This window comes from Aquimarina celericrescens (assembly GCF_042682765.1).
In the GTDB taxonomy this organism is placed as follows: Bacteria; Bacteroidota; Bacteroidia; order Flavobacteriales; family Flavobacteriaceae; genus Aquimarina; species Aquimarina celericrescens.
The window spans coordinates 678,163-704,232 of the sequence record NZ_JBHUHY010000003.1 but is presented as its reverse complement, the minus strand read 5'-3'; the positions used below and the strand labels follow the sequence as shown (position 1 = coordinate 704,232).

Genomic DNA, 26,070 nt, shown 5'->3' with positions numbered 1-26,070 from the left:
AAAATACAATTAAACTTCAAGATATGATAACAATAGAATAGTTAATCACCATGATCGACATCAAAGAATTTTATTTTTTCAAAAAAATCATAAATCTTTAGTTAACTATTCTGTTCTTATGAAAATACAAAACTGCCCATTTTTACAAGGCAGTTTTGTTCTTAAAACAGAAGGTTTTATATATTATTTTAACCAATATTCTGCATCAGTTTTTTCTGAAATGATAGTTTTCAAATCTGAAATAGGCACCCGTTTTTGTTCCATAGTGTCTCTATCCCTGATCGTTACTGTTTGATCTTTAAGAGTATCGTGATCTATGGTGATGCAAAAAGGTGTACCATTGGCATCTTGTCTTCGATATCGACGACCTATCGCATCTTTTTCATCATATATCACGTTAAACTTCCATTTAAGATCATCTACAATTTGTTGTGCTATTTCTGGCAAGCCGTCTTTCTTGACCAAAGGAAGAATTGCGGCTTTAACAGGAGCTACAACAGCTGGTAATTTTAGAACCACTCTACTACTCCCGTCTGCCAATTCTTCATCCTGTAATGCAGTAGAGAAAACAGCCAGGAACATGCGATCCAACCCTACCGATGTTTCTACTACGTAAGGAACATAGCTTTCCTGTAGCTCTGGATCGAAGAATTGTAATTTTTTCCCTGAATATTCCTCATGTGCTTTAAGGTCAAAATCGGTTCTAGAATGAATACCTTCTAATTCTTTAAAGCCAAATGGAAAATTAAACTCTATATCTGCCGCCGCATTGGCATAATGTGCCAATTTATCATGATCATGGAAACGGTAATTCTCTTCTCCTAACCCCAGGGAATGGTGCCATTTTAGCCGTGTTTCTTTCCAATATTCGTACCATCTCATCTCATCTCCAGGTCGTACAAAAAACTGCATTTCCATTTGTTCGAACTCTCGCATTCTGAAAATAAACTGTCTTGCCACAATTTCATTTCTAAATGCTTTTCCGGTCTGGGCTATACCAAAGGGTATTTTCATACGACCTGTTTTCTGAACATTAAGAAAGTTTACAAAAATTCCCTGAGCCGTTTCGGGGCGCAAAAATAAATCTGTAGCAGTTTCTGCCGAAGCTCCCAATTTGGTACCAAACATTAGGTTAAATTGCCGTACTTCTGTCCAATTTTTTGATCCGGTCTCTGGATCAGCAATTCCCAGTTCTTCAATTAAAGCTTTTACGTCGGCAAGATCTTCGTTTTCTAAAGACGAGCCCATACGTTTAAGCACTTCTTCCCTCTCAGACAGATACTTTACTACTCGAGGATTTGTTGATACGAATTGTGCTTCATCAAAATCATCACCAAAACGCTTTTTTGCTTTGACAATTTCTTTTTGAGCTTTTTGATTCAGTTTTTCGGCATAATCCTCGATAAGAACATCTGCCCTATATCTTTTTTTAGAATCTTTATTATCTATGAGAGGATCATTAAAAGCATCTACATGTCCAGATGCTTTCCATGTGGTAGGATGCATAAATATAGCAGCGTCTAAGCCTACAATATTTTGGTGCATATTTACCATGCTTTTCCACCAGTATTCTCTAATGTTCTTTTTAAGTTCTACTCCGTTTTGACCATAGTCATATACTGCACTAAGTCCATCATAAATTTCGCTCGAACCAAAAATATACCCATACTCTTTTGCATGAGCTATAACCTTTTTAAATTTATCTTCTTGCTTTGCCATTGCGCAAAAATAATCGAATTTATCTAATTAGTAACCTACAAAATTAATTTCTATTGAAAGCACAAAAAAACCGCCATATTACTAAAAATATGACGGTCTATATTGTAGTTGAAAGAATTATTTCAATTCGAATTGTGTATTAGAAATCATCCTTGGTCCAGAGAAAAGGTTTACAACATAATTACCTTTTACTAATTCTCCTTCTGCAGCATCCACTAATACGCAAACATCCAGTGCATCATTCTCATAGAATACTTTATTACGACCACTATAAGTAAGGATAGCGTCATCAAAGTTGATAGAAACTTTGTCTCCGATTAAGTTATTTTCAGGATTTATAACCTGCACAAAAAGTTCTTTATCACCTTTCTCTGTTAATTTATTTGGTGAAAGTGTAAAGCAAACTCTTACTTTTTCTGCTCTACTGGCTTTAGAAGAGCTTGATATTTTACCGCTGTTACGCACTCTCACTCCTTCTGCTTTGATATTCGCAGCAGTAAGAGCAGAACCTCTTTCTACGATTTCGGCGAGTTTTTGATTTTGAGTCTGTAAAGAATCCGATAAAATAATTCTTTGATTTAAAGCTACAGAAGTACTATCTAGATCTGTGGCCAATTGTGTATTCGCTACCGTCAGACTGTCTGCAAGCTTAAATAATCTTTCTCGCTCCTTTTTAAGTTTTCCAACCTCTCTTCTATATCTAGAGATTAGTGCCAGGTTAGCATCGTTATCTTTTACGCTATCCAATAGAACTACAATACGTTCTTTAGCTTTTAGTAAATGGTCATCCATTACTTCATTAAGAGCGATAGCATTGTCATATTTTGTGATCAATTCTCCTAATTCACTTTCAATAAGATCCTTTTCTTGTTGCAAAATTGCTTTATTTTGCTTCTCTTCGTTGTAAAACTTATAGGTGAAAATCCCTAGAATTAGCAACAGTGCCCCTAGAACACCAATAAGAATTTTAAGGGTCAAGTTATTGTTTTGAGTTGTCATAATTAATTAATTTCTAATTTAGATGGTTATTTTCAATAGCTAAAATATAATATTTAATGGTAATCTCCCTAATAAAATGCTAAGAGACTTAGCTTATTTATTCTATCCTATATATTGTGCCTCCTGCAATGGTGCACTATATAAAAACGAAAAGTTGCTGTGCACTACATGCAGGCACGAACTCCCTTTGGGCAATTTCCATAACGTAAACGCAAAAAAAATTGAAAAAGTATTTTATGGTCGTGTCAAAATTGAAAACGCCGCCTCTTTATTCATCTTTCAAAAGGATAGTTTAATACAAAATTTGATTCACAATCTTAAATACAAGGGAAGAGAAGAAATTGGAGAAGAATTAGGGAAATGGCTCGGAGAAAAATTGGCTCAAAATCCTGATTATCAAAAAATTGATGTTGTTATACCAGTACCATTACACAAAAAAAGACTTCGAGAAAGAGGGTATAACCAAGTAAAAAAATTTGGAATTGAAATTGCTGAAAAATTGAATGCAGGCTATATTGATTCTGTTTTGAAAAAAAACTCTTACCACAAAAAACAATCAAAACATAATAAAGGTTCTAGATGGATTAATATTTCTGAAACATTTGGAATCCAAAATGAGTCTTTACTAGAAAACAAACACATTTTGTTGGTAGATGACATTATTACCACAGGAGCCACTATTGAAGCTTGTATTGAGGCGCTAAAAGCTATTCCGAATATTAAAATTAGTATCGCTACTATGGCAATAACAGAATAGATTAGAATAATGTTTATGATACATTAAAATTTTGAGTTTGGTGTCCCGTTATAAAAACAGAATTAATTCAACTTACGATTTAAAAGCCATTTAAAGTAGGGGTTCAAATAGAGTTTCATTAAGTTTTTTTGTTTTTCAATATAGTTGTTTCTTTGTGTCTTAAAATAGCGAAAGGAGATATGAACAAAAGATTAGAAATGTTATTGTTGACCTTGGTAGTGCTAGCCTTTGTAGGTAGTTGTGCAAAAAAAGGATCAATAACTGGCGGAGAAAAAGATGAAACGCCGCCTGTTTTTGTAAAGGCTTTTCCTCCTAATTTTTCGACAAATTTTAACAAAGATGAGATTCGAATCTATTTTGATGAGTATGTAAAGCTAAAGGATGCTCAAAAACAAATCATCATTTCACCTCCTATGGATCCAAAACCAACCATTACTCCTTTAGGAAGTGCCAGCAAGTATATAAAAATTAAGTTTGAAGATACTTTATTACAAAATACAACGTATAGCATCAATTTTGGAGAAAGTGTCGAGGATAATAACGAAGGGAATGCATATCCCTTTTTCAGATATGTTTTCTCTACCGGCGATTTTCTGGATTCATTAAGCATAAAAGGTTCGGTCAATAACGCTATTCAAAAAAAGATAGATCCTTACATGACAGTGGCATTATATGAAATAGATGAAAATTACTCTGATTCGTTAGTTTTTAATACGGTTCCAAAGTATATCACCAATACCCTGGATAGCACCTTTTTTGAATTTTATAACCTAAAAGAAGGAAAATACAAACTTATTGCTCTCAAAGATGCGGCTTCTAACTATCTTTATGAGCCTAAACAAGATAAAATAGGTTTTTATGAAGAAATTGTAACCCTTCCTGCTGATACTGCTAAGATATTTACTATTGAAATATTTAAAGAAGTTTCTGAGTTTAAAGCGCTCTTACCTAAACAAGTTTCGAAAAATGAATTTATATTCCCTTATCGAGGTGAAGTTGATAGTATGAAAATCAATTTGTTAAGTGATACCCCAGAGAACTTTGAAACCCTTGTTTTTCAAGATAAAGAAAAAGACACTTTACACTATTGGTTCAAACCATTTTTTGAGGTAGATTCTTTAATTTTTGAAGTGACAAATTCTAAAAATTATCGTGATACTTTGGTCCCCCGATTTAAAGACCAATATAAGGATTCACTACAAATTTCTACAAGATTCAGGTCAATGCTGCCTTTAAATGAAAATTATGTTTTCTACTCTAATACCCCATTAGATAGTATTAATGAACAGCTTATCTCATTAAAAGATAAAGATACACTGGATGTTCCTTTTTCAATGCAACTAGATTCAGTAAACAATGAAGCCCAGTTATTATTTGAAAAAACAGAAAGTAACTCTTATACGCTACAGATGCTACCTGAGGCACTCAAAGATTTTATTGGTAATGTTAATGATACCATTACTATTAATTTCAGGACAAAAAAATTAACCGATTACGGCACCATTTTTCTTACGCTTCAAAATGTTGAAAATTATCCGGTTATCGTAGAACTCACCAATGAAAAAGATGAAGTCATCTCAGAACGAATTGCTACAAAAGAAGAACTGATTACTTTTGATTATTTAGATCCCGGCAAATATTACATGCGAGTCATCATAGATTCAAATAAAAATGGAATATGGGATACGGGCAATTTCTTAAAAGGTATTCAACCTGAAGAAATAAAGTATTTTCCAGATGTTATTGATGTTCGAGCCAATTGGGAACTAAAACAGACTTTTATCTTAGAGTAACTTAAAATGATCCCGATCCTTTAAAAATGCCAATTTTTCTCTAACATCAACTATGTGAGATTTGTCTAATCTTGTATATAAAATTGTTTCTTTTTCGACAGGATTTTCTTCTAAAACCGAATTCCCTAAAACATCGTATACAGCAGAGTGCCCATTGTACTCATATGCTTTACCATCGATACCCACCCTATTAACTCCTACACAATAACACATATTTTCGATCGCTCGTGCTTTTAACAAGGTATCCCAGGCATTGATTCTTGGTTTTGGCCAGCTTGCCACGTACAATAACAAATCATATTCAGAAGTGTTTCTTGCCCAAACGGGAAATCTAAGATCATAACAAATCTGTGGCTTGATTTTCCATCCTAAATATTCAATAATCACCTCTTTTTGCCCTGCCGTAAAAACTTCATGTTCTCTTGCCAGCGTAAATAACTGATGCTTATCGTAGGTGTGATATTCACCATTGGGTAGCATAAAAATTAAGCGATTGTAATATTTTTTGTTCTCTTCTATAATTATACTTCCGGTTATCGCACAATCTTTTGTTTTCGAAATAGTTGTCAGCCATTGGATTGTTTCTCCCTTCATGGTCTCAGCCACCCCAGCGGCATTCATAGTAAATCCTGTGGTGAACATTTCTGGTAGTATGATAAGATCGACATCCTGGGGGATAGTGTCAATTTTTTGCAAAAAAGCTTCTCGGTTTTTGGGCGCATTTTCCCAAACCAAATCAGGTTGAATCAATGCTATTTGTAATATTCCCTTCATAGGTTAAAAATACTAATATCATTTGTTGTTTGAATTTACTGAAAAGAAAATTAAGATTTTTTTAATTCAATGAAGGAGAAAAAAGAACATTTTATCCAGGTAAATTCAAATGATAAATGGTATAAGATCTTATGGCTAGCAAATCGTTTAAGACTACAAAGAATACCTTTCTATAATTACATTTAAATCTTTTTCTTCTTCAAGGTAAATGGGCAGATGAAACTCATCTAGTTTTTTTAATATTCGTAATAATGCAATCTTTTCACCAGTATCTAAACAACCACTAACTGTCTTTGCTGCTTTATGCGCTTCTGAGTAAGCTTTTATAACATTTTCTTCTCCACTTTTGGTCAACCTCAACAATTTACTTCTTTTATCATTTGGGTTTGGAAACTGTTCGATAATTCCATTTTTTAGTAATCGTTTAATCACCTCCATTCCAGAAGATTTATCATAAGCCATCTTCCTGATCAAATCTGTTTTCCCTATAGGCCCAGCCCGATGCAGAATAGCGGTAAAAGCAAAATCCATATCGGTTGCAAAAGGTAAATCAACCAACGCAGATTTAATATATGTATTAGAATACCTACTCATTCTGCCAATATATGCTGCTATTTCAGCCTCTAAGCTATGCCCCGTGATCTCATAATCCTCAGTAGAAACCGTTTCATCCATGCGTTTGGGTAACCAATTCAAAAAAGATTTTATATGAATGTCCTTATCTATTCTACCTTTTGCAAACTCTCCAGTGAGATCTATCAATTGTCTTATTAACTCGTAAATCTTCATTAAAACTATTTTTTAACACTAAATTACAATAATTTATTATTATATAATACCTAATTGTTTAATATTTGCACAAACCAATTAAACAATTAACTCTAAAATACTTTAAAACCATTAAAAACCGTAGTTATGAATATTAAAAACACCGTTTTAGTACTTACCTTACTTCTCATCTCTAATCTGCATGCCCAGGTTTATGGTGAGCTATTTGGAAATGTAACAGATCAAACCGGCCAACCCGTATTAGGAGCCTCTGTTTTTCTTGAAGGCACAGAAAAAGGAGCACAAACCGATTTTGATGGTAACTATCGCATCGAAAACATAACTCCGGGATCATACAACTTAGTTGTAAGTTATGTTGGTTTTGAAACACAAACCAAATTTAATGTTATTGTACGATCAAAAGGAACTCCGGCTTATAATTTTATCCTAAAAGAGTCAGCTGAAGCGTTGGACGAAGTAGTCATAACTAATGCGAACAAAATTAGCAGGCCCAAAGAAACTCCCTTATCTACACAATCTTTATCGGCAGTAGAAATTGCTACCTACCCGGGAAGTAATAATGATGTAGTGCAAGTTGCACAAACACTCCCTGGAGTGTCTCCATCAATTGGTGGCTTTCGTAATGATTTAATCATTCGTGGTGGTGCTCCCAACGAGACTGTTTATTATCTAGACGGGATGGAGGTTCCTAACATCAATCATTTTAGTACACAAGGAAGTGCGGGAGGCCCGGTGGGACTGATCAATGTATCATTTATAGATAACGTTACTTTATCAACTTCTGCCTTTGGGGCTCAATATGATAATCCGCTTTCGGGAGTTTTACAGTTTAGTCAACGTACCGGAAATCGTCGGGATTTTAGTGGTAACTTTCGTGTAAGTGCCAGTGAAGCCGCGCTAACATTAGAAGGACCTCTTTTTAAAGGTAAAAATGAAGAAGCAAAAACGACTTTTTTAGTATCGGCAAGGCGCAGTTACCTACAATTTTTGTTTGAAGTGATCGGACTCCCCTTTAGGCCCAACTACTGGGACTATCAATATAAAATAAACCATGAGATCGATGCTTACAATGACATAAGCTTTATTGGTCTAGGGTCTATAGATGATTTTTCTGTAGAAGCACCAGAAGATTTTGATGCAGAACAACAAGCACAGTTAGAACAAGCTCCTTTTATTAATCAGCGAACCAATGCAATAGGTCTATCCTGGAAACGCCGTTTTAAAGACGGGTCTGGTTTTATGGAAACTACAGTAAGCAACAATACGCTAATCAATGAATTTACCAGATATGAAGACCCAGAAAATGAAACCGGCGTCATTTTTAGCAATGATGCTACAGAGTCTGAAACCAAATTACGATATCAACTCACAAAATTTTTTGGTGATTGGAAGCTTACCACAGGTTTTAATACGCAATATTCTGATTATAGCAACGAAACAGTAAATCTCACCGACAATAATATCTTTAACACAGACATTGATTTTGCTAAATATGGGGTGTTCGCGAACATGACAAAATCATTCTTTGATGATAAATTAGATGTTTCTTTTGGTTTCAGAATAGATGATGATACCTTTACAGAAGAAGACAATTTACTATCTACCTTCTCTCCAAGGCTCTCTCTATCTTACGAATTCAAAGAAAATTGGAGGCTAAACGGTTCTATAGGTAGATACTATAAGCTACCTCCTTATACCATTTTAGGGTTTAGAGACAATAATAATATCCTGGTAAATCAAGATGTAGATTATACGGTAAGTGATCACTATGTACTTGGTTTACAACATTATTTTGGTCCTTCTGCAAATATATCTGTAGAAGGTTTTTATAAACGTTATGATGATTATCCAGTTTCCATACTAGACGGTGTATCTCTGGCCAACAAAGGTGCTGACTTCGAAGTGTTAGGAAGCGAAGATGTCGCTACCGTTGGTCGAGGAAGAAGCTATGGAGCAGAACTTCAGTTTCAGCAAAAACTAACGAATAACTTCTACGGTATATTTGCATATACTTGGTTTTATAGTGAATTTACAGGCTTCGACAGGAACGAATATTTACCTTCTGTATGGGATAGCCGCCATCTGGTTTCATTTACAGGTGGATATAAGCTAAAACGCAATTGGGAAATAAGTGCCAGGTATCGTTTTGCAGGTAACACCCCTTTTGTTCCGACAGATCTCGATGCTACTCTTGCTAATTATCCAGAAGTTATTTTGGATTACGGCCGTTTGGGTGAAGAAGAGCTAGATACATTTAGCCAACTTGATGTGCGTATTGACAAAAAATGGAATTTTAAAAATCTTTCACTAGATGTATTTGTAGAGGCGCAGAATGTCCTGGGACAAGAAATTCCAGAACCCACTCAATTTGGACTTAATAGAGATGCAAACGGAGCGGTTGTAGAGCCGAGAAGCTTAACGGCCATAGAGACTGAAACAGGACAAATTATACCAAGTATAGGCATTGTAGTGGATTTTTAAGAAAAACGCATATCTCAAAATCTGACCGCCCTTATCTCATTTTGTAAATAAGGTACTTTAATACATACTCATAGAATATGGCTTTAGAATCGATCTGTATGATTCTAAAGCCGTTTTTTGATAATTTTTTCAATAAAATCCTTATTTTCGCAGACTTAATAGAAAGAACGAGCAAATGAGCACTAAGTTTCCTGAATATAAAGGACTTGACTTACCAAAAGTAGCCGACGAAATACTTGATTTCTGGCAACAAAACGACATCTTTGAAAAAAGTGTTAGTGAGCGTGAAGGGGCAGCACCATATGTGTTTTTTGAAGGGCCTCCTTCTGCTAATGGGCTACCCGGTATTCATCATGTAATGGCTCGTGCAATAAAAGATATTTTTTGTCGATACAAAACCCAAAAAGGATACCAGGTAAAACGTAAAGCCGGATGGGATACTCATGGCCTTCCTGTAGAACTTGGTGTTGAGAAAGAATTAGGGATTACCAAAGAGGATATTGGTAAAAAAATTACTATTGAAGAATATAACGAAGCCTGTAAAAAGGCCGTAATGCGATATACTGATATTTGGAATGATCTTACTCAAAAAATTGGATATTGGGTGGATATGGATGATCCCTACATCACTTATAAACCCAAATATATGGAAAGTGTTTGGTGGTTACTTTCTCAAATCTATAAAAAAGGGTTACTATATAAGGGGTATACCATCCAGCCATACTCTCCAAAAGCAGGTACCGGACTCAGTTCTCACGAGCTCAACCAGCCGGGAACGTATCAAGATGTTACAGATACTACTGTAGTAGCACAGTTTAAAGCACAAAAAGAAACATTACCTGACTTCTTGAAGAATATAGAAGGAGATATTTTCTTTTTAGCATGGACAACGACACCTTGGACACTTCCATCTAATACTGCATTAACCGTAGGTCCTAAAATTGATTATGTTATAGTAAAATCATACAATCAATATACATTTGAACCCATCACTGTTATTCTGGCCAAGAATTTAGTTGGAAAACAGTTTTCAGGAAAATTTGTTCAGGCAGAAACTGAAGCAGAAGTAGATGCTTTTAATAAAGGAGATAAAAAGATACCTTATTGTATCCTGAAAGAATGCAAAGGAGCTGATTTGGTTGAAATTCGATACGACCAACTCATCGACTATGTACAACCCTATCATCATCCGGAAAATGCTTTTAGAGTTATCGCAGGTGATTTTGTAACTACTGAAGATGGTACCGGTATAGTTCATACCTCACCGACCTTTGGTGCAGATGATGCGTTTGTAGCCAAACAAGCAAAACCTGAAGTTCCAGCTTTATTAGTTAAGGATGAAAATGATAATTTGGTTCCTACTGTCGATTTACAAGGAAGATTCATCAAAGAAATGGGTGATTTAGGTGGTAAATATGTGAAGAACGAGTATTATGATGATGGTACTGCCCCTGAGAAATCTGTCGATGTAGAAATTGCCATCAAACTTAAAATAGAAAACAGAGCCTTCAAGGTAGAAAAATATGTACACAGTTATCCTAACTGCTGGCGTACCGACAAGCCTGTATTATATTATCCATTAGATTCCTGGTTTATAAAAGTGACCGATTTTAAGGATCGCATGCATGAGCTCAATCTGGGCATTAATTGGAAACCAAAAGCTACCGGGGAAGGACGTTTTGGCAACTGGTTGGCCAATGCCAATGATTGGAATTTATCACGTTCTCGTTTCTGGGGGATACCATTACCGATCTGGAGAACAGAAGACGGTAAAGAAGAAATTATCATAGGCTCCCTGGAAGAATTAAAAGCAGAAATGCAGAAAGCAATGGAGGCCAAGGTACTCGAAGCTGATGTTTTTGCAGATTTTATAGTGGGTGATATGAGTGAAGAAAATTATGATAAAGTTGATCTTCACAAAAATGTAGTCGATCAAATCACCTTGGTATCTCCTTCAGGAAAGCCAATGAAACGTGAAAGTGATTTGATAGACGTATGGTTTGATTCCGGATCTATGCCCTATGCTCAATGGCACTATCCTTTTGAAAATAAAGAAAAAGTAGAAGGCGGAGAAAGAAAGGCAGATTTTATAGCAGAAGGTGTGGATCAAACCCGTGGATGGTTTTATACCCTTCATGCCATTGCAACTATGATATTTGACGATGTAGCTTATAAAAATGTAGTGTCAAATGGATTGGTTTTAGACAAAAATGGCCAAAAAATGTCAAAAAGATTAGGTAATGCAGCTGATCCTTTTGAAACATTGAAAACCTATGGCCCAGATGCTACTCGTTGGTATATGATCAGTAATGCTAACCCTTGGGATAATCTAAAATTTGATATTGAAGGAATTGGCGAGGTACGTCGTAAATTTTTTGGCACATTATACAACACCTATTCATTCTTTACATTGTATGCTAATATCGATAAGTTCACCTATGCTGAAGACGACATGCCACTGGCAGAACGTCCAGAAATTGATAGATGGATTCTTAGTGAACTACACACATTGATCAAAAATGTAGACGAATATTATAATGACTATGAGCCAACCAAGGCTACTAGAGCGATATCAGATTTTGTACAAGAAAACTTAAGCAACTGGTTTGTACGACTAAGCAGAAGAAGATACTGGAAAGGCGATTATCAACAAGATAAAATATCGGCCTATCAAACCTTATATACTTGTTTACTTACCATTGCCAAGCTTGGAGCCCCTGTAGCACCATTCTTTATGGATCGATTGTACAAAGATTTGATTGCAGCAACAAATCAAGAAGATTTTGAAAGCGTTCATCTGGCACATTTTCCAAAATACGATAAAAGCTTTGTTGATAAAGTATTAGAGCAAAAAATGCAAAAGGCACAAACCATCTCTTCTTTGGTACTTTCTTTACGCCAAAAAGAAAAGATTAAGGTACGCCAGCCGCTACAGCGAATTATGATTCCGGTACTCAATGAAGCCGAAAGATTTGAGATCAATGACATAGCCGATCTGATAAAAAGTGAGGTTAATGTTAAAGAAATAGAGCTGATTGATGATGCTTCCGGGATTTTGGTAAAACAAATTAAACCAAATTTCAAGACTTTAGGCCCTCGTTTTGGAAAAGACATGAAGTTGATAGCCAACAAGATACAAGGATTTGATCAAAAAAGTATCAAAATTCTCGAACAAACTGGCAGTTTTGATGTAGAAATTAATGATAAAATTATTACATTAGGAACCGATGACGTAGAAATTAGCTCTCAGGATATAGAGGGCTGGTTGGTAGCAAACTCTGGTCCCTTAACTGTGGCATTAGATGTAACAATTACTCCAGAGCTCAAAAAAGAAGGTATAGCCAGAGAGCTTGTGAATCGAATTCAAAATATGCGTAAGGACAGTGGGCTTGAGGTGACTGATAAAATAGAGATTGTTTTCCAGGAAAATAAAACTATACAAGAAGCGGTTACAACCAATGAAACATATATTAAAAACGAAACCTTAACAGAGACAATTGAATTTGCAACAGATGTAATAAATGGTACAGAAATTGCGTTTGATGACATTGCAACCCAATTGACAATAAAAAAACATTAAAAATATGGCAGAAGATGTAAAAGTAAGGTACAGCGACTCTGACTTAGAAAAATTCAGAAAAATTATCGTTGACAAGATGGAAAAAGCACAAAAAGATTTGGAATTACTTCGAAGTGCTTATAAGAATGATGGAAACAATGGTACAGATGACACTTCACCCACATTTAAAGCATTTGAGGAAGGAAGTGAAACCATGTCCAAAGAAGCCAACACGCAGCTTGCCATTAGGCAGGAAAAATTCGTGCGTGATTTAAAAAACGCTTTGTTACGTATAGAAAATAAAACATATGGTATTTGCCGTGTAACCGGAAAGTTGATTAATCCAGAGCGATTAAAGCTTGTTCCGCATGCTACATTAAGTATCGAAGCAAAAAATATGCAGGGTTAACAAACAGCAAAATATTGTAACTTTAAAGTGCTTTCCAGATCTGGAAAGCACTTTTTTTATATCCTAATGTAACCTTTTCAAAAAACTCAGGTATTACTAATAGAAACTAACCAAAAGAGTAAGGTCTTGAAAAATGTAAGCGATGAAGAATTAATGATTCTGGTGTCTAATGGAAATCTAGATATGATGAGCATCTTATTTGATAGATATCATGTTCGCATTTATAATTTTTTATTAAAAATGACCAGAGATCAAGATGTAAGTCAGGATATCACTCAAGAGGTTTTTTATAAGGTTTTAAAGTATAGAACCTCATATAAAAAGGGAAAGTTTTCATCATGGATCTATACCATCGCCAGAAATGTATTTTCAGATCATTATCAGAAACAGAAAAATAAAGATCAACGTTTAAATGACATTCACTATAAAACTATAGGTCAGGAAACTAATAGTGTAGACGATGAGGAGATCAAAGAGCAATTACATCTAGCATTAATGAAATTGAGTCACAGCGATAGAGAATTAATAATTATGAACCGGTATCAAGGAATCAAATACCAGGAAATTGCAGAAATTATGGACTCTACCGAAGGTGCAGTAAAAACCAAAGTACATCGGGCCATACATAAATTAAAAGAATATTATTTACAAAAGATATAATATCATGAACTGTAAACAAATAGAAGAGCAACTTATCGACTTCATAGATCATAATTTAAACCAAGAAGAACACAAAAAGTTTGAAGAACACCTTAAGGATTGCTCAAGCTGTAGTAAAGCACTACATGAATTTCAACAAGTTTTTGATATAATAGGTAAAGACATCGGTGAGCAACCAAATGCAAGTATGAAACTTAATTTTGATCAGATGCTTGAGAAGGAAAAAGCAATACAAAATGATCCCAAAGTAGTTTCACTTAAAAACAATTCTAAAAGCTCATGGAAAATTGCCTTACAAATTGCAGCTACGGTTGTTTTAATAATCTCGGCATATTTTTATGGAAAACACCAAAATAATAAGTCTTTCTCTGAAGAAATAGCCGTGCTGGAAAAAGAAAACAATAAAATGAAACAAACGATGACCATTTCGCTTATAGAGAACGAATCTGCGAGCAAGCGTTTACAAGCCGTGAACTATGCAGAAGAGTTTGAAAAACCAGGAAATGACATCTTAAAAGCTTTGATCGATAAAATGTCATATGATGATCATATTAATGTACGACTTGCTGCTGCAGAGGCACTCGTTAAGTTCTCAGATTCAGAGATGGTTCGTAAGGCGTTAATTAATGCCTTGGAAAAAGAACGAGATCCTAGTATGCAAATTGAATTAATTCAAATATTAGTTTCCATTCAGGAAAAACGCGCGATTCCTTCGATGGAAAAGTTACTTCAAAAAGAAGAAACACCAGATTATGTAAAAGATCAAGTAGTAGTTGGTCTACCAAGTTTAATTTAAAATTTCAATCAAAAACAAATAGTCATGAAAAAAATAATATTCATATTCTTAGTATTCTTCGCCATTGGTCAATCAAAGGCTCAGGACTACACAAAATCCTTACAAGGAATCAAAAAAGTAAAAATCAGTTCAGAATCAGGAGTATCAATAAAAGTAAATGATCAAAACGAATTAAGAATAGTAGGTGACGGTCATGAGACACCTGAAAAGGCCAGAGGCTTAAAAGCAGTATATGCAGGCGGGAGCGATAATACCGGTCTAGGCATGTATGTGCAAAAAGAAGGTGAAATCCTGGTGATTAAAAACCTAAAAGGTATGTATGGGAAATTGCTAGAAATGTATCTTCCTAAAACGGTTAATATTGTCATAGAAAAAAGTAACCTGGGTAATGTGACTTTGAGTGGATTTACTTCAGAAATTGAAGCCACTACCAATGTGGGATACATTAAGCTCGAAGATGTCACGGGGCCAGTCGTTGCCAAAACGGCTACCGGAGAAATTAACGTAGTATTCACCAAGGTAAGCCAAAGTTCTCCTATTTCTTTGATTTCTGCAACTGGAGCCGTTGATGTAAGCTTACCATCAGCTACACCAGCCAACTTAGAACTAAAAACATCGATGGGCGAGATCTATACAGATTTTGATATCAAGTTTCCTGTAGAAGATAATAATATGAAAATAGTAGGGGGAAAAAGAGCTATCAAAACCAAATTAAATAACGGAGGAGTCCAGATTAGCTTAAGATCATCAACAGGTAATATTTACCTTAGAAAACAATAATGAGGTCATAACATTCATCAAAAATCGAACAACATGAAAAATTTAGTCATCTTAATTGTATTTTGTCTTGCTGCATTGCAAATACAAGCACAAAAAGTAATCGAAAAAGAGATCAGCACTTCTGCAAACGAAGTAAAGGTAGCGTTCAAATTTGCCGAAGATATTACCATAAAAACCTGGGATAAAAATACTATTTACCTCAAGGCTGAAGTAAGCATCAGGAATGGAGAATTCGATGATTATTTTAATTTGAAAATAGATAATTCTTCAGTTTTAGATATAGCATCAGATTATGGAAAATTATTTGATATGTGGAAAGAAAAGCGGGGTTCAAACAAAGGAAACAATTGGGATTCCTGTAACAATCTCAATATTGATGCTTTCTACACTTTATATGTTCCTAGAAACATGCGATTACGTGTAAAAAGTATCTCAGGTAATGTCCAATCTGAAAATTATCAGGGAGAGTTAATTGTAGATATTATCAGCGGAAATATAGATATAAAGCAATATAATGGAGATTTAAATCTTAAAACAATAAGCGGAGATATCGATATTAACGTGGCAAAATCTCGTTTAAAAGCTGAAACTATCTCTGGTATGATATACTCTGATAAGGACATGCAGTTTGACCAAGGCAAAAACCGAGTGGTAGGCAGTAAAGTAACTGGCACCTTTGGTGATGTCCAAAGCGAATTGCTTCTTAAAACCATAAGTGGCAGTATATTTATTAGAAAGCAATAAGGCAAAACGGTAATTTTGAGTGTTATCAGGAGTTTAGTTACTTAGTTTTTAAAGTAACTAAACTCTTTTTTTGCTTTTATTGCAAAACTGAGGCATAAGCAAAAATATAAGTGTTTGTAAAACAAAATAAAATACTATTTTTGTCCGGTGCTTTTAATACCAAGGCAAACCCATACATTTATGTCCTTAAAGAAATCAATTTTAGTTATAATTTTAGTTTTATTGATTGACCAGATCACCAAGATTTATATTAAAACTCATTTCAGTCTTCATGAAGAGGTAAAAGTGTTTGATTGGTTTAGAATTGTATTTGTCGAAAATAAAGGAATGGCATGGGGTTTTGAACTTCCGGGCAACTATGGGAAACTTGTTCTTACACTATTTAGATTAGTAGCCATTACTGGTATTGGGTATTGGCTCTACGATTCTGTTCGTAAAAATAGTCCTGCAATACTCACATTTTGTATCGCTTTAATTTTTGCAGGTGCTTTTGGAAATATTATAGATTCTCTTTTCTATGGAATCTTTTTTGGAGAAAGCACTAACATAGATGTTGCTAGTTTCTTACCAGAAGAAGGAGGGTATGAAAGTATTTTTTATGGGAAAGTTGTAGATATGATTCAATTTACCTTTTATGATGATCTTTTACCAGAATGGATACCTTTTTGGGGAGGCCAGCATTTTTCTTTCTTCGACCCTGTTTTTAATATTGCCGATTCTGCTATTAGTATTGGGGTGTTCTTATTAATTATTTTCTATAAAAAAGCATTTCCAAAACAAAACGAAGTATAATACTTGAGGTCAAAACTATTCTAATATCCTTTCAAAATCATCAATTTTGATTGGTTTGGTGAGATAGTCAGAAACTACGTCTATTGATTTGGCTCTTTCTATATCTCTGGAATCTATAGAAGAACTGACCACATAAAGATTGATCTTGTCACTTAATTTATTTTTAATCTTCGAAAACTCCCTTAAAAATTCCCATCCATCCATTACCGGCATGTTGATATCCAAAAAAATTACCTGAGGCACCTCTGGTTTTTCGTTTTTTTCTAAAGATTCCTGGAAAAAATCCATAGCTTCTTTACCATTATTGAATACAATCACAGTTTCAGACAACTTTCTTAATTCAATAATCTTACTCACTAAATTTATGTAAATACTATCATCATCGATGATACAGACACTTTCTATATTTTGGGACATTTTTGGGGGTAAAACGTTTATAGTTGTCGAAATATAATACAAACTATACTTGAATGCAAGGAATGTTAATTAATTCTTAAAATAGTACGTTTCTAACGGAGTAACACAAAGGTCAAGCCTTATATCTGAGGGAATTATTCCATTTATTTCTTCTTCTGCAGCAAAAAATGAAAGCCCAATTTTTATAGTTTCAGGATTACATTTTGCTAAAAAATTATCATAAAAACCTTTGCCATAACCCACCCGATTTCCATTTTGATCGAAGGCGAGAAGCGGTATAAAGACAACTTCTATTTTATCCTCGGTTATTGCAATACCATCAACCGGTTCTGGAATACCCCAAGAGTTCACCTTTAATTTGGTACTATCAGTAAGTAAAATATGATCTAGTGTATGATCGTCAAAATTACTCTTGGGAACAAGCACATGTTTATCTTTTCCGTGTAAAACATGCATTATAAACTCTGTATTGATCTCTTTTTGTCTGGATATAGGCAAAAAAACATGATAATATGATTTATCCCATATTGATAATGGTAACAATCTATTGGCTATGTCCATACTCAGGTTATCAATTTCTTCCTGGCTTAATTGAGATCTTAGCTTTTTATATTTTTCTCGAAGTGCTTTTTTATTCATTATTCTTCTAACTCGGTGGTAATTCTGAAAATTGCATCTCCTTTATAAACAATAGGTGCCTCATTTACATTGATGATATATCCATCGTTTGAAGATTTTACAATATGTCGCATTTTCCCGTAAGGATCTGTTATGGTAGCTAGCATTTCTCCTTTTTCTACGTACTTACCGATAGGAATTTTAATGTGCAACAATCCACTGTATTTTGCACGCATCCAGAAACTTTTTTTGATAATGATAGTTTCTTTAAGGGTATCGGGCATTACAAAATCGGGTCTTAGCATTTCTAGATAATGTAATACCCGTATAGTACCATGCACACCCTCTCTGGCTACATCCCTATTGTTATTTTGTGACTTCCCACCCTCGAACAATAAAATATCTATTCCTTTTTTGGCACATGTCGCTCTGTAGGATCCATCAAGATTTTTGGAAAGCAGTGTGAAAGGTGCATTAAAAATTTTGGCTAATACTACCGATTTTTCATTTTTAGGATCTACCCGAATATGAGCTGCATTAAATCTACTTCCTCCTCCTGTATGAAAATCAAGACAAAAATCTGCTACTGGTAAAATTTCATTGACAAACTGATATGCAAATCGACTTGCTAGAGAGCCATTTTTTGTACCAGGAAACACTCTATTTAGGTCTCTCCCATCTGGAAAAAACCTATCCATATTCAAAAACCCGAACACATTAAGAACAGGAATACAAATAATAGTACCTTTGGCCGGTTTATTGATCTTTTTTGCTATAATCTGCCGTACTACTTCTACACCGTTAACCTCATCTCCGTGTATCCCTGCTGTGATCAGAATTGTAGGACCTGGCTTTCTAGACCTTTCTATAATTATGGGTATTTCTACTTTGGTAGAAGTATATAGTTTGGCAATATTAAAATTTATGGTTTTACTGGAGCCCAAAGGGATTTCTTCTCCTAATATATTAAGCAAATCTTTTTCTTCTGTTTTCGTCATATTATTTTACATATTTCTTTCGATATACTTGATAATTGACTTTGCAATATCCTTTCCAGTTGCATTCTCTATACCTTCTAATCCAGGAGATGAATTAACTTCTAAAATAAGTGGCCCTCTTTTACTTTGAAGCATATCTACACCAGCTACTCCCATTTTTAGTGTTTTCGTGGCCATAATGGCCGCTTGTTCTTCATGTCTAGTTAAATTAATCACGTTGGCTGTACCTCCCCGGTGCAGATTAGACCGAAACTCTCCATCTTTACCTTGTCTTTTCATAGCCCCAACCACTTGCCCATCTACTACCAAAGCTCTAATATCTGCTCCTTTGGCTTCTTTAATGAATTCTTGAACGATTACCCTGGCCTGTAATCCATTAAATGCCTCTAACACAGATTCTGCAGCTGTTTTAGTTTCAGCAAGTACAACTCCAAGTCCTTGAGTACCTTCGAGAAGCTTTATAATTAAAGGAGCTCCTCCAACATGTGATATAACCTCAGACACATCTTTGGAATAGTTTGTAAATACTGTTTTGGGAAGACCAAGACCAGCTTTTGATAACACCTGTAAACTTCTCAGTTTATCTCTCGATTGTATTAATGCTTGTGAACTTAGTGTTGTAAATACATTCATCATCTCAAATTGTCTCACCACTGCAGTTCCGTAAAAAGTAGTAGATGCCCCTATTCTTGGTATTACAGCATCAACATGATCTAACCTTCTACCTCGATAATAAATTTCTGGTTTTTGTCGCTCGATTACAATATCACAATTTAATGGATCAATTACCTGAACATTATGTTTACGCTTTACTGCAGCTTGAACAAGTGCATTAGTAGAATATAAATTCGCACTACGCGACAAGATTTTGATATTCATTATAACTTTTGATTGTAAGACTGATTTTCTAATTGAGGATCAACTAAAAATTTCCCGCTTAAGAATTTACGTCCTATCAATACAGGAAAACGCATATCATCACGAGGAGATAAGGTAAAAGTAATAGGATACGTTTTATTGAATACTAGTATTTGAGTTCTGATAGCAAAACGCATTTCGACTTTTCCATTACTGCTTTTTACTGCAGTCATATCATAATTTTTAAATGTAAATCTTTTGCCATTATATTCGGGATGTGTCGCATCAAGAAAGGTACATTGTAGAGTCTTGTCAACTTCTCGTATACCAATACAATGTATCGAAGAGGTATACACACCCGTATCGATTTTGGCATCGATATCTGATAGTTCTAAAAGCGGAAAATCCACTTTATCTATGCGACCAATTATTTCCTTCTTTTGTTCCAAAAGAATAACCGTTTATATTTAGGACTACTAATGTAGTAAAAATCAAAATGTATTATACAGTTAACGTTATTTTTAATAACAATTGATATTTTGCTACGGGTTTAACAAAATTTAAACTTCATATCATTATCCTTGAATTGGGTAAACCCTTAACTTTACCATTAGAATATGCGAGAAGCCACATTAGACATACAACTTAAGACACTACCCTCAGGCCCGGGAGTATATCAGTATTATGATAAAGATGGTAAATTATTATATGTCGGTAAAGCAAAAAACCTTAAGAAAAGAGTAGCTTCTTATTTTACTAAGAATCATGAAAATTACAAGACAAAAATCCTTGTAAAAAAGATTCATTCGCTTAGGCATATCGTTGTGGATACTGAAACCGATGCATTATTGTTAGAGAACAATCTAATCAAAAAACATCAGCCTCGTTTTAATGTGATGCTTAAGGATGATAAAACCTACCCTTGGATTTGTATCAAGAAAGAGCGTTTCCCAAGAGTTTTTCCAACAAGAAACTTCATCCAGGATGGATCAGAATATTATGGCCCGTATACAAACTTTAAAACGGTAAATACCTTATTAGATCTAATAAAAGGACTCTATCAGCTTAGAACATGTAATTATGATTTGTCTCAGGAAAAAATAGATAATGGTAAATACAAGGTTTGCCTAGAGTATCATTTGGGAAATTGCAAGGGCCCCTGCGAAGGCTTGCAAGATGAAAAGGAATACAACGAAAACCTGAATGCCATTAGACAAATCGTTAAAGGAAACTTTAAAGATTCTTTACATCGATTTAAAAGGCAAATGGCAGATCACGCAAAAAAAATGGAGTTCGAAGATGCACAGAGAATTAAGGAAAAAATCGAAGTGCTTGAAAAATATCAAGCTAAATCTACCGTAGTTAATCCTAAAATAAGTAATGTAGATGTCTTTTCTATCATTTCAGATGAGTCTTTTGGCTATGTGAATTTTTTTCAACTTTCTTACGGATCGATTATCAGATCCCATACTACCGAAATTAAAAAAAAGCTCGAAGAATCAGATAAAGAGCTATTAGAATTAGCGATTATTGAACTTCGTCAACGTTTTAATTCTAAATCGAAAGAGATATTTGTTCCTTTTGAGGTAGAGGTAGGTGAAAATATAAAAATTACGGTTCCACAATTAGGTGACAAGAAGAAAATTGTTGACTTGTCTCTAAGAAATGCCAAATACTTTAGGCAAGAACGCTTTAAGCAGATCAAAATCATCGATCCCGATCGTCACGTCAAACGCCTAATGGCACAAATGAAAAAGGACCTTCGATTGCCTGAAGAGCCAACACATATTGAATGTTTTGATAATTCAAATATTCAAGGAACAAACCCTGTAGCTGCCTGCGTTGTTTTTAAAAATGGGAAACCAAGTAAAAAAGACTATCGTAAATTTAATATCAAAACAGTAGAAGGCCCAAATGATTTTGCTTCTATGGAAGAAGTGGTATATCGCAGGTACAAACGATTGCTTGATGAAGAACAATCTTTACCCCAACTGGTGATAGTTGATGGTGGAAAAGGACAGCTTTCTTCTGGCTTAAAAGCTCTTGATGCCCTAGATTTAAGAGGAAAAATTACCATTATTGGTATTGCAAAGAGATTAGAAGAAATCTATTATCCTGGTGATTCTATCCCTCTTTATCTTGACAAAAAATCTGAAACCCTAAAAGTAATACAACATCTAAGAAACGAAGCACATCGGTTTGGTATTACCTTTCACAGACAAAAACGAAGTAAATCTGCTTTAGACACTGAGTTGGATTCTATCCCGGGAATTGGAGAAAAAACAGTGGTAGAATTACTTAAGCATTTTCGATCTGTAAAAAGAATTAGTAAAGCCACTATGGAAGAGTTGACCCAAGTAGTAGGAAATTCACGCGCAACCAAAGTTTTTAATTACTATCTTTCTAAAAAGGATTAATTGTGAATACACCAAACATCTTATGGGTTTTTCTAATTAGGATATTAGTACTCACCATATTATTCTTGCCTCAAATACATTGGTCCCAGGAAAAAGATCTCATAGAAACGCATGATGATCCTGCACAGGAAGATTTGAAAGTAGGTTTAGTACTTAGTGGTGGTGGTGCAAAAGGTTTAGCACATATTGGTGCATTAAAGATCATTGAAGAAGCGGGTGTTCGAATAGACTATATCGGCGGAACAAGCATGGGAGCAATTGTTGGTGCGCTATACGCTTCGGGATACCGAGCAAAAGAGCTCGATTCTATTTTTAGATCAGTAGATTTTGATACTTTTATTCAAGATTTGTTACCCAGAGATGCAAAAACGTTTTATGAAAGAGAAGACTCTGAAAAGTATGCCCTAACATTGCCTTTCGATAATTTTAAAATAGGTCTCCCAAAGGGATTATCAAAAGGACAGAATTTTTATAATCAATTTTCCAGATTTACAGCTCACGTAAATGACATTAATGATTTTGATGACCTCCCCATACCCTTTTTCTGTATGGCTACCAATATTGAAACCGGACAACAAGTGCTTCTCGACAAAGGGTATTTACCCGAAGCCGTGGCTGCCAGTGGAGCTTTACCTTCAATTTTTAGTCCTGTAGAATTAAACGGAGTTTTAATGACTGATGGAGGGGTGTCAAACAATTATCCTGTAAAAGAAATCAAAGAAAAAGGAGCTGAAATAGTAATTGGTATTGATGTTCAAGATAGTTTAATGCCTAAGGATGAATTAAATTCTGTAACGAACATCATGTTACAAATTAGTAATTTCAGAACTTTTAATGCCATGAAAGGCAAGGTTTCGGAAACTGATATATATATAAAACCGTCTATTATGGATTTTTCGGTTATGTCATTCAATAGAGCTGATGAAATCATAAAAAGTGGAGAAAACGCAGCCTTTTCCAATTTTGAAAAACTCAAGGATATTGCACAACGTCAAAAACCCACAGAACCTAGAGAAAAAGTTCCTGAAAATTCTGAAAACATTTTAATAAGCAATCTATATATTACCGGTAATAAACGATATACAAGAGCATATATAAGAGGGAAACTTAAGCTAAAGACACCTCGAGTTACTACATATGAAAAACTCAATGAAGGAATTAATAATCTATCAGCTACTGGGAATTTTGATCGGGTCAGTCATAGACTGATCGATGGTGATGAAGGTAAAGAACTTTCCCTAAATGTCAAAGAGAGTGAAAATAAAATGCTGTTGCGATTTGCCGTGCACTATGATGATTTGTATCAAACTGCAGCACTAGTAAATGTTACCAGAAAAAGTTTATTATTTAATAATGACGTTCTTTCGCTAGATGTCGCACTAGGAGATAACATTAGATATAATTTGGATTATTATATTGACAAAGGCTTTTATTGGAGCACAGGATTAAAATATGGGTATACTAATTTTAAAAAAGATTTTGATTTTGATTTTATAGGTCAATTTGGAGAAATTCCTGATCTGAATATTAATAGAATTGATGTTACCTATACAGACTATAATGTTCAGGCATATGCTGAAACATTGTTAAATCAAACTTTTTCGGTTGGGCTGGGTGCAGAATATAAAAGATTACAAATCATCTCGGACACCTTTGGAGAAGATGAAAATCAAATTCCAAGAACAGTTTTTGATGACAGTGATTATTGGAGTGCTTTTGGATACTTAAAATTTGACACTTACGACAATAAATATTTTCCAAAACGGGGAATATTATTTGAAGGAGATATACATACTTATCTCTTTTCATCAGATTTTACCAATAGTTTTGATGAGTTCTCTATCGCCAAGGCCCATTTGGGATATGCCAGACCTTTGTTTCACAATATTTCTATGAACTTAAGTCTTGAGGCAGGTACTAAAATTGGAAATAACGCAATTAACTCTCTTGATTTTCTACTTGGTGGTTTTGGAGCAAAAACTATAAACAATTTTATCCCTTTTTATGGATATGATTTTTTAAGTATTGCCGGGCAAAGTTTTATGAAAGGATTAATCACAGTAGATTATGAAATCTTCAAAAAAAACCATATTAATGCTTCAGCTAATTTTGCAAACGTCGGTAATAAATTATTCAGTACCGGAAGGTGGTTCGAAGACCCTGATTTTACAGGATACGCCCTAGGATATGGTCTAGAAACCTTCGCCGGACCCATACAGGTTAAATACTCGTACTCACCAGAAATAGATGAAAGTACATGGTTCTTTAGTGTAGGCTTTTGGTTTTAAGAAAATAGAAACTATAAAAAATAGAAATATTTACGATATTTGTAATATCATGAGCATGTTTTGGCAGGATTTATTACTACTATTACACTACCTTATCAAACGCAATCCAGAATAAGGCAGATTTGTTATTTATCTTTTAGAAAAGTAGTTAATACCTTAAATTTAATAATCAATGCCTTTTTATCATACACTAGGAAAAATACCACATAAACGCCATACTATCTTTAAAAAACAAGATGGTAATTTATACTATGAACAATTATTTGGAACTATTGGTTTTGATGGAATGTCAACCAACATGTACCATTGTCATAGACCTACTCAAGTAAAAGAAATTAAAGGAAGTTATTCTGTTGCACCAAAAATTGCAATTGGAAATAATATAAAGTCTTATAGATTTCATGGTTTTAAAGTGAATCCGGAAAAAGACTATTTGCAGAGCAGAAAAAATGTATTGACCAATAGTGATGTTAGTATTCTTTTATCTGCACCACAAGAATCGACCTCTGATTATTTTTATAAAAATACAGATGCAGATGAATTGATTTTTGTGCATCGCGGTAGTGGAAAATTTAGAAGTCATCTTGGTAATCTCGATTTTAAATATGGAGACTATATTCTAGTGCCTAGAGGAACTATTTATAAATTAGATTTTGATACCACAGATAATCGTTTGTTTATTGTAGAATCAAGAAGACCGATCTACACACCAAAGAGATATCGCAATTGGTTCGGCCAATTACTAGAGCATTCTCCATTTTGTGAACGTGACATTAGAACCCCATATGAATTAGAAACTAATGATGAAAAAGGCGATTTTTTAATAAAAGTAAAAAAGCAAGATGAAATTTTTGATATGATCTATGCTACACATCCCTTCGATGTAGTAGGCTATGATGGTTTTAATTTCCCCTATGCTTTTTCAATACACGATTTTGAACCCATCACAGGAAGAATTCATCAACCACCACCAGTGCACCAAACTTTTGAGACTGATGCTTTTGTAGTGTGTTCATTTGTTCCGAGATTATATGATTATCATCCCGAAAGCATTCCTGCTCCATATAATCATAGTAATATTGATAGTGACGAAGTACTATACTATGTAGACGGGGATTTTATGAGTAGAAACGACATTGATGCAGGACATATTTCTTTGCATCCTGCTGGGATACCTCATGGGCCACATCCTGGAGCCGTAGAAAGAAGTATCGGCCAAACCAAAACAGATGAATTGGCTGTAATGGTAGATACTTTTAAACCTCTTAAGGTTACTGAGGAAGCTATGAAAATAGCCGATGAAGATTATCATAAATCATGGTTAGAATAACCCATAAGAAGTTTGAAAATGCTAAATTATAGAATTGATATAACTCCTCATTTAAGAGCAATGTGGTAATTAGGGTTTGATTCTTTAAATTC

The 26,070-nt window shown here is 34.5% G+C and carries 22 protein-coding genes; 13 read left to right on the top strand and 9 right to left on the bottom strand.

Features of this window, described 5'->3' with window-relative positions; genetic code table 11:
* Positions 1 to 183 precede the first annotated feature (183 nt).
* Complete coding sequence (locus tag ACFSJT_RS06935; protein WP_378319496.1) at positions 184 to 1,719, bottom strand: glycine--tRNA ligase; 1,536 nt, start codon at positions 1,717 to 1,719, stop codon at positions 184 to 186.
* Positions 1,720 to 1,836: 117 nt separating this feature from the next.
* Entirely contained in the window at positions 1,837 to 2,718 is an 882-nt protein-coding gene (locus tag ACFSJT_RS06930) for a hypothetical protein (RefSeq protein ID WP_378319495.1), read from the bottom strand.
* A 76-nt stretch (positions 2,719 to 2,794) separates the two neighbouring features.
* Between ACFSJT_RS06930 and ACFSJT_RS06925 the strand changes: the two genes are divergently transcribed.
* Entirely contained in the window at positions 2,795 to 3,475 is a 681-nt protein-coding gene (locus ACFSJT_RS06925; protein WP_378319494.1) for a ComF family protein, read from the top strand.
* Positions 3,476 to 3,654: 179 nt separating this feature from the next.
* Positions 3,655 to 5,268, top strand: coding sequence for an Ig-like domain-containing domain (locus ACFSJT_RS06920; RefSeq protein ID WP_378319493.1), 1,614 nt, complete (start codon positions 3,655 to 3,657; stop codon positions 5,266 to 5,268).
* Here ACFSJT_RS06920 and ACFSJT_RS06915 read toward each other — a convergent pair.
* Both ACFSJT_RS06915 and ACFSJT_RS06910 read right to left on the bottom strand, forming a co-directional pair.
* Positions 5,260 to 6,042, bottom strand: a complete 783-nt coding sequence (locus ACFSJT_RS06915; RefSeq protein WP_378319492.1) for an amidohydrolase — start codon at positions 6,040 to 6,042, stop codon at positions 5,260 to 5,262. The genes ACFSJT_RS06920 and ACFSJT_RS06915 overlap by 9 nt on opposite strands.
* Positions 6,043 to 6,195: 153 nt before the next feature.
* Complete coding sequence (locus tag ACFSJT_RS06910; RefSeq protein WP_378319491.1) at positions 6,196 to 6,831, bottom strand: MarR family winged helix-turn-helix transcriptional regulator; 636 nt, start codon at positions 6,829 to 6,831, stop codon at positions 6,196 to 6,198.
* Between the two features lie 126 nt (positions 6,832 to 6,957).
* On the opposite strand from ACFSJT_RS06910, the gene ACFSJT_RS06905 reads away from it, so the two are divergent.
* From ACFSJT_RS06905 to ACFSJT_RS06870, 8 genes are all read left to right on the top strand, one after another.
* Positions 6,958 to 9,312: a TonB-dependent receptor gene (locus ACFSJT_RS06905; RefSeq protein ID WP_378319490.1), complete on the top strand. Its 2,355-nt coding sequence runs from the start codon at positions 6,958 to 6,960 to the stop codon at positions 9,310 to 9,312.
* A 175-nt stretch (positions 9,313 to 9,487) separates the two neighbouring features.
* Positions 9,488 to 12,892 carry an isoleucine--tRNA ligase gene (ileS, locus tag ACFSJT_RS06900; protein WP_378319489.1) on the top strand — a complete coding sequence of 1,135 codons (3,405 nt, stop codon included), beginning with the start codon at positions 9,488 to 9,490 and terminating at the stop codon, positions 12,890 to 12,892.
* Positions 12,893 to 12,896: 4 nt separating this feature from the next.
* Positions 12,897 to 13,280, top strand: coding sequence for a TraR/DksA family transcriptional regulator (locus ACFSJT_RS06895; RefSeq protein WP_378319488.1), 384 nt, complete (start codon positions 12,897 to 12,899; stop codon positions 13,278 to 13,280).
* Positions 13,281 to 13,406: 126 nt separating this feature from the next.
* Complete coding sequence (locus ACFSJT_RS06890; protein ID WP_378319487.1) at positions 13,407 to 13,940, top strand: RNA polymerase sigma factor; 534 nt, start codon at positions 13,407 to 13,409, stop codon at positions 13,938 to 13,940.
* 4 nt (positions 13,941 to 13,944) lie between these two features.
* Positions 13,945 to 14,736: a HEAT repeat domain-containing protein gene (locus ACFSJT_RS06885; RefSeq protein WP_378319486.1), complete on the top strand. Its 792-nt coding sequence runs from the start codon at positions 13,945 to 13,947 to the stop codon at positions 14,734 to 14,736.
* 24 nt (positions 14,737 to 14,760) lie between these two features.
* The gene (locus ACFSJT_RS06880; RefSeq protein WP_378319485.1) at positions 14,761 to 15,516 is read left to right on the top strand and encodes a DUF4097 family beta strand repeat-containing protein; all 756 of its coding nucleotides are present in this window, start codon (positions 14,761 to 14,763) and stop codon (positions 15,514 to 15,516) included.
* Between the two features lie 33 nt (positions 15,517 to 15,549).
* The gene (locus tag ACFSJT_RS06875; protein ID WP_378319484.1) at positions 15,550 to 16,260 is read left to right on the top strand and encodes a DUF4097 family beta strand repeat-containing protein; all 711 of its coding nucleotides are present in this window, start codon (positions 15,550 to 15,552) and stop codon (positions 16,258 to 16,260) included.
* Positions 16,261 to 16,440: 180 nt separating this feature from the next.
* Positions 16,441 to 17,052 (top strand): lipoprotein signal peptidase, encoded by a 612-nt coding sequence (locus ACFSJT_RS06870; protein ID WP_378319483.1) that lies wholly within the window; start codon positions 16,441 to 16,443, stop codon positions 17,050 to 17,052.
* A gap of 15 nt (positions 17,053 to 17,067) precedes the next feature.
* On the opposite strand, the gene ACFSJT_RS06865 is transcribed toward ACFSJT_RS06870, so the two are convergent.
* The 5 genes from ACFSJT_RS06865 to ACFSJT_RS06845 all read right to left on the bottom strand — a co-directional run bounded on the left by ACFSJT_RS06865 (position 17,068) and on the right by ACFSJT_RS06845 (position 20,392).
* A complete protein-coding gene (locus ACFSJT_RS06865) occupies positions 17,068 to 17,469 on the bottom strand; it encodes a response regulator (RefSeq protein ID WP_378319482.1) in 402 nt (133 codons plus the stop codon).
* Between the two features lie 69 nt (positions 17,470 to 17,538).
* Positions 17,539 to 18,108 (bottom strand): 5-formyltetrahydrofolate cyclo-ligase, encoded by a 570-nt coding sequence (locus ACFSJT_RS06860; RefSeq protein WP_378319480.1) that lies wholly within the window; start codon positions 18,106 to 18,108, stop codon positions 17,539 to 17,541.
* Positions 18,108 to 19,085 (bottom strand): succinylglutamate desuccinylase/aspartoacylase family protein, encoded by a 978-nt coding sequence (locus tag ACFSJT_RS06855; RefSeq protein ID WP_378319479.1) that lies wholly within the window; start codon positions 19,083 to 19,085, stop codon positions 18,108 to 18,110. Before ACFSJT_RS06855 ends, ACFSJT_RS06860 begins: the two co-directional genes overlap by 1 nt.
* Positions 19,086 to 19,091: 6 nt before the next feature.
* A complete protein-coding gene (gene rimK / locus ACFSJT_RS06850; RefSeq protein WP_378319478.1) occupies positions 19,092 to 19,964 on the bottom strand; it encodes a 30S ribosomal protein S6--L-glutamate ligase in 873 nt (290 codons plus the stop codon).
* Entirely contained in the window at positions 19,964 to 20,392 is a 429-nt protein-coding gene (locus tag ACFSJT_RS06845) for an ATP-dependent zinc protease family protein (protein WP_378319477.1), read from the bottom strand. Before ACFSJT_RS06845 ends, rimK begins: the two co-directional genes overlap by 1 nt.
* Positions 20,393 to 20,560: 168 nt before the next feature.
* Here ACFSJT_RS06845 and uvrC point away from each other — a divergent pair, with 168 nt between their 5' ends.
* The 3 genes from uvrC to ACFSJT_RS06830 all read left to right on the top strand — a co-directional run bounded on the left by uvrC (position 20,561) and on the right by ACFSJT_RS06830 (position 25,978).
* Positions 20,561 to 22,360 (top strand): excinuclease ABC subunit UvrC, encoded by a 1,800-nt coding sequence (uvrC, locus tag ACFSJT_RS06840; RefSeq protein ID WP_378319476.1) that lies wholly within the window; start codon positions 20,561 to 20,563, stop codon positions 22,358 to 22,360.
* Between the two features lie 2 nt (positions 22,361 to 22,362).
* Entirely contained in the window at positions 22,363 to 24,648 is a 2,286-nt protein-coding gene (locus ACFSJT_RS06835; protein ID WP_378319475.1) for a patatin-like phospholipase family protein, read from the top strand.
* Between the two features lie 172 nt (positions 24,649 to 24,820).
* Positions 24,821 to 25,978: a homogentisate 1,2-dioxygenase gene (locus ACFSJT_RS06830; RefSeq protein WP_378319474.1), complete on the top strand. Its 1,158-nt coding sequence runs from the start codon at positions 24,821 to 24,823 to the stop codon at positions 25,976 to 25,978.
* The last annotated feature ends 92 nt before the right edge of the window (positions 25,979 to 26,070 follow it).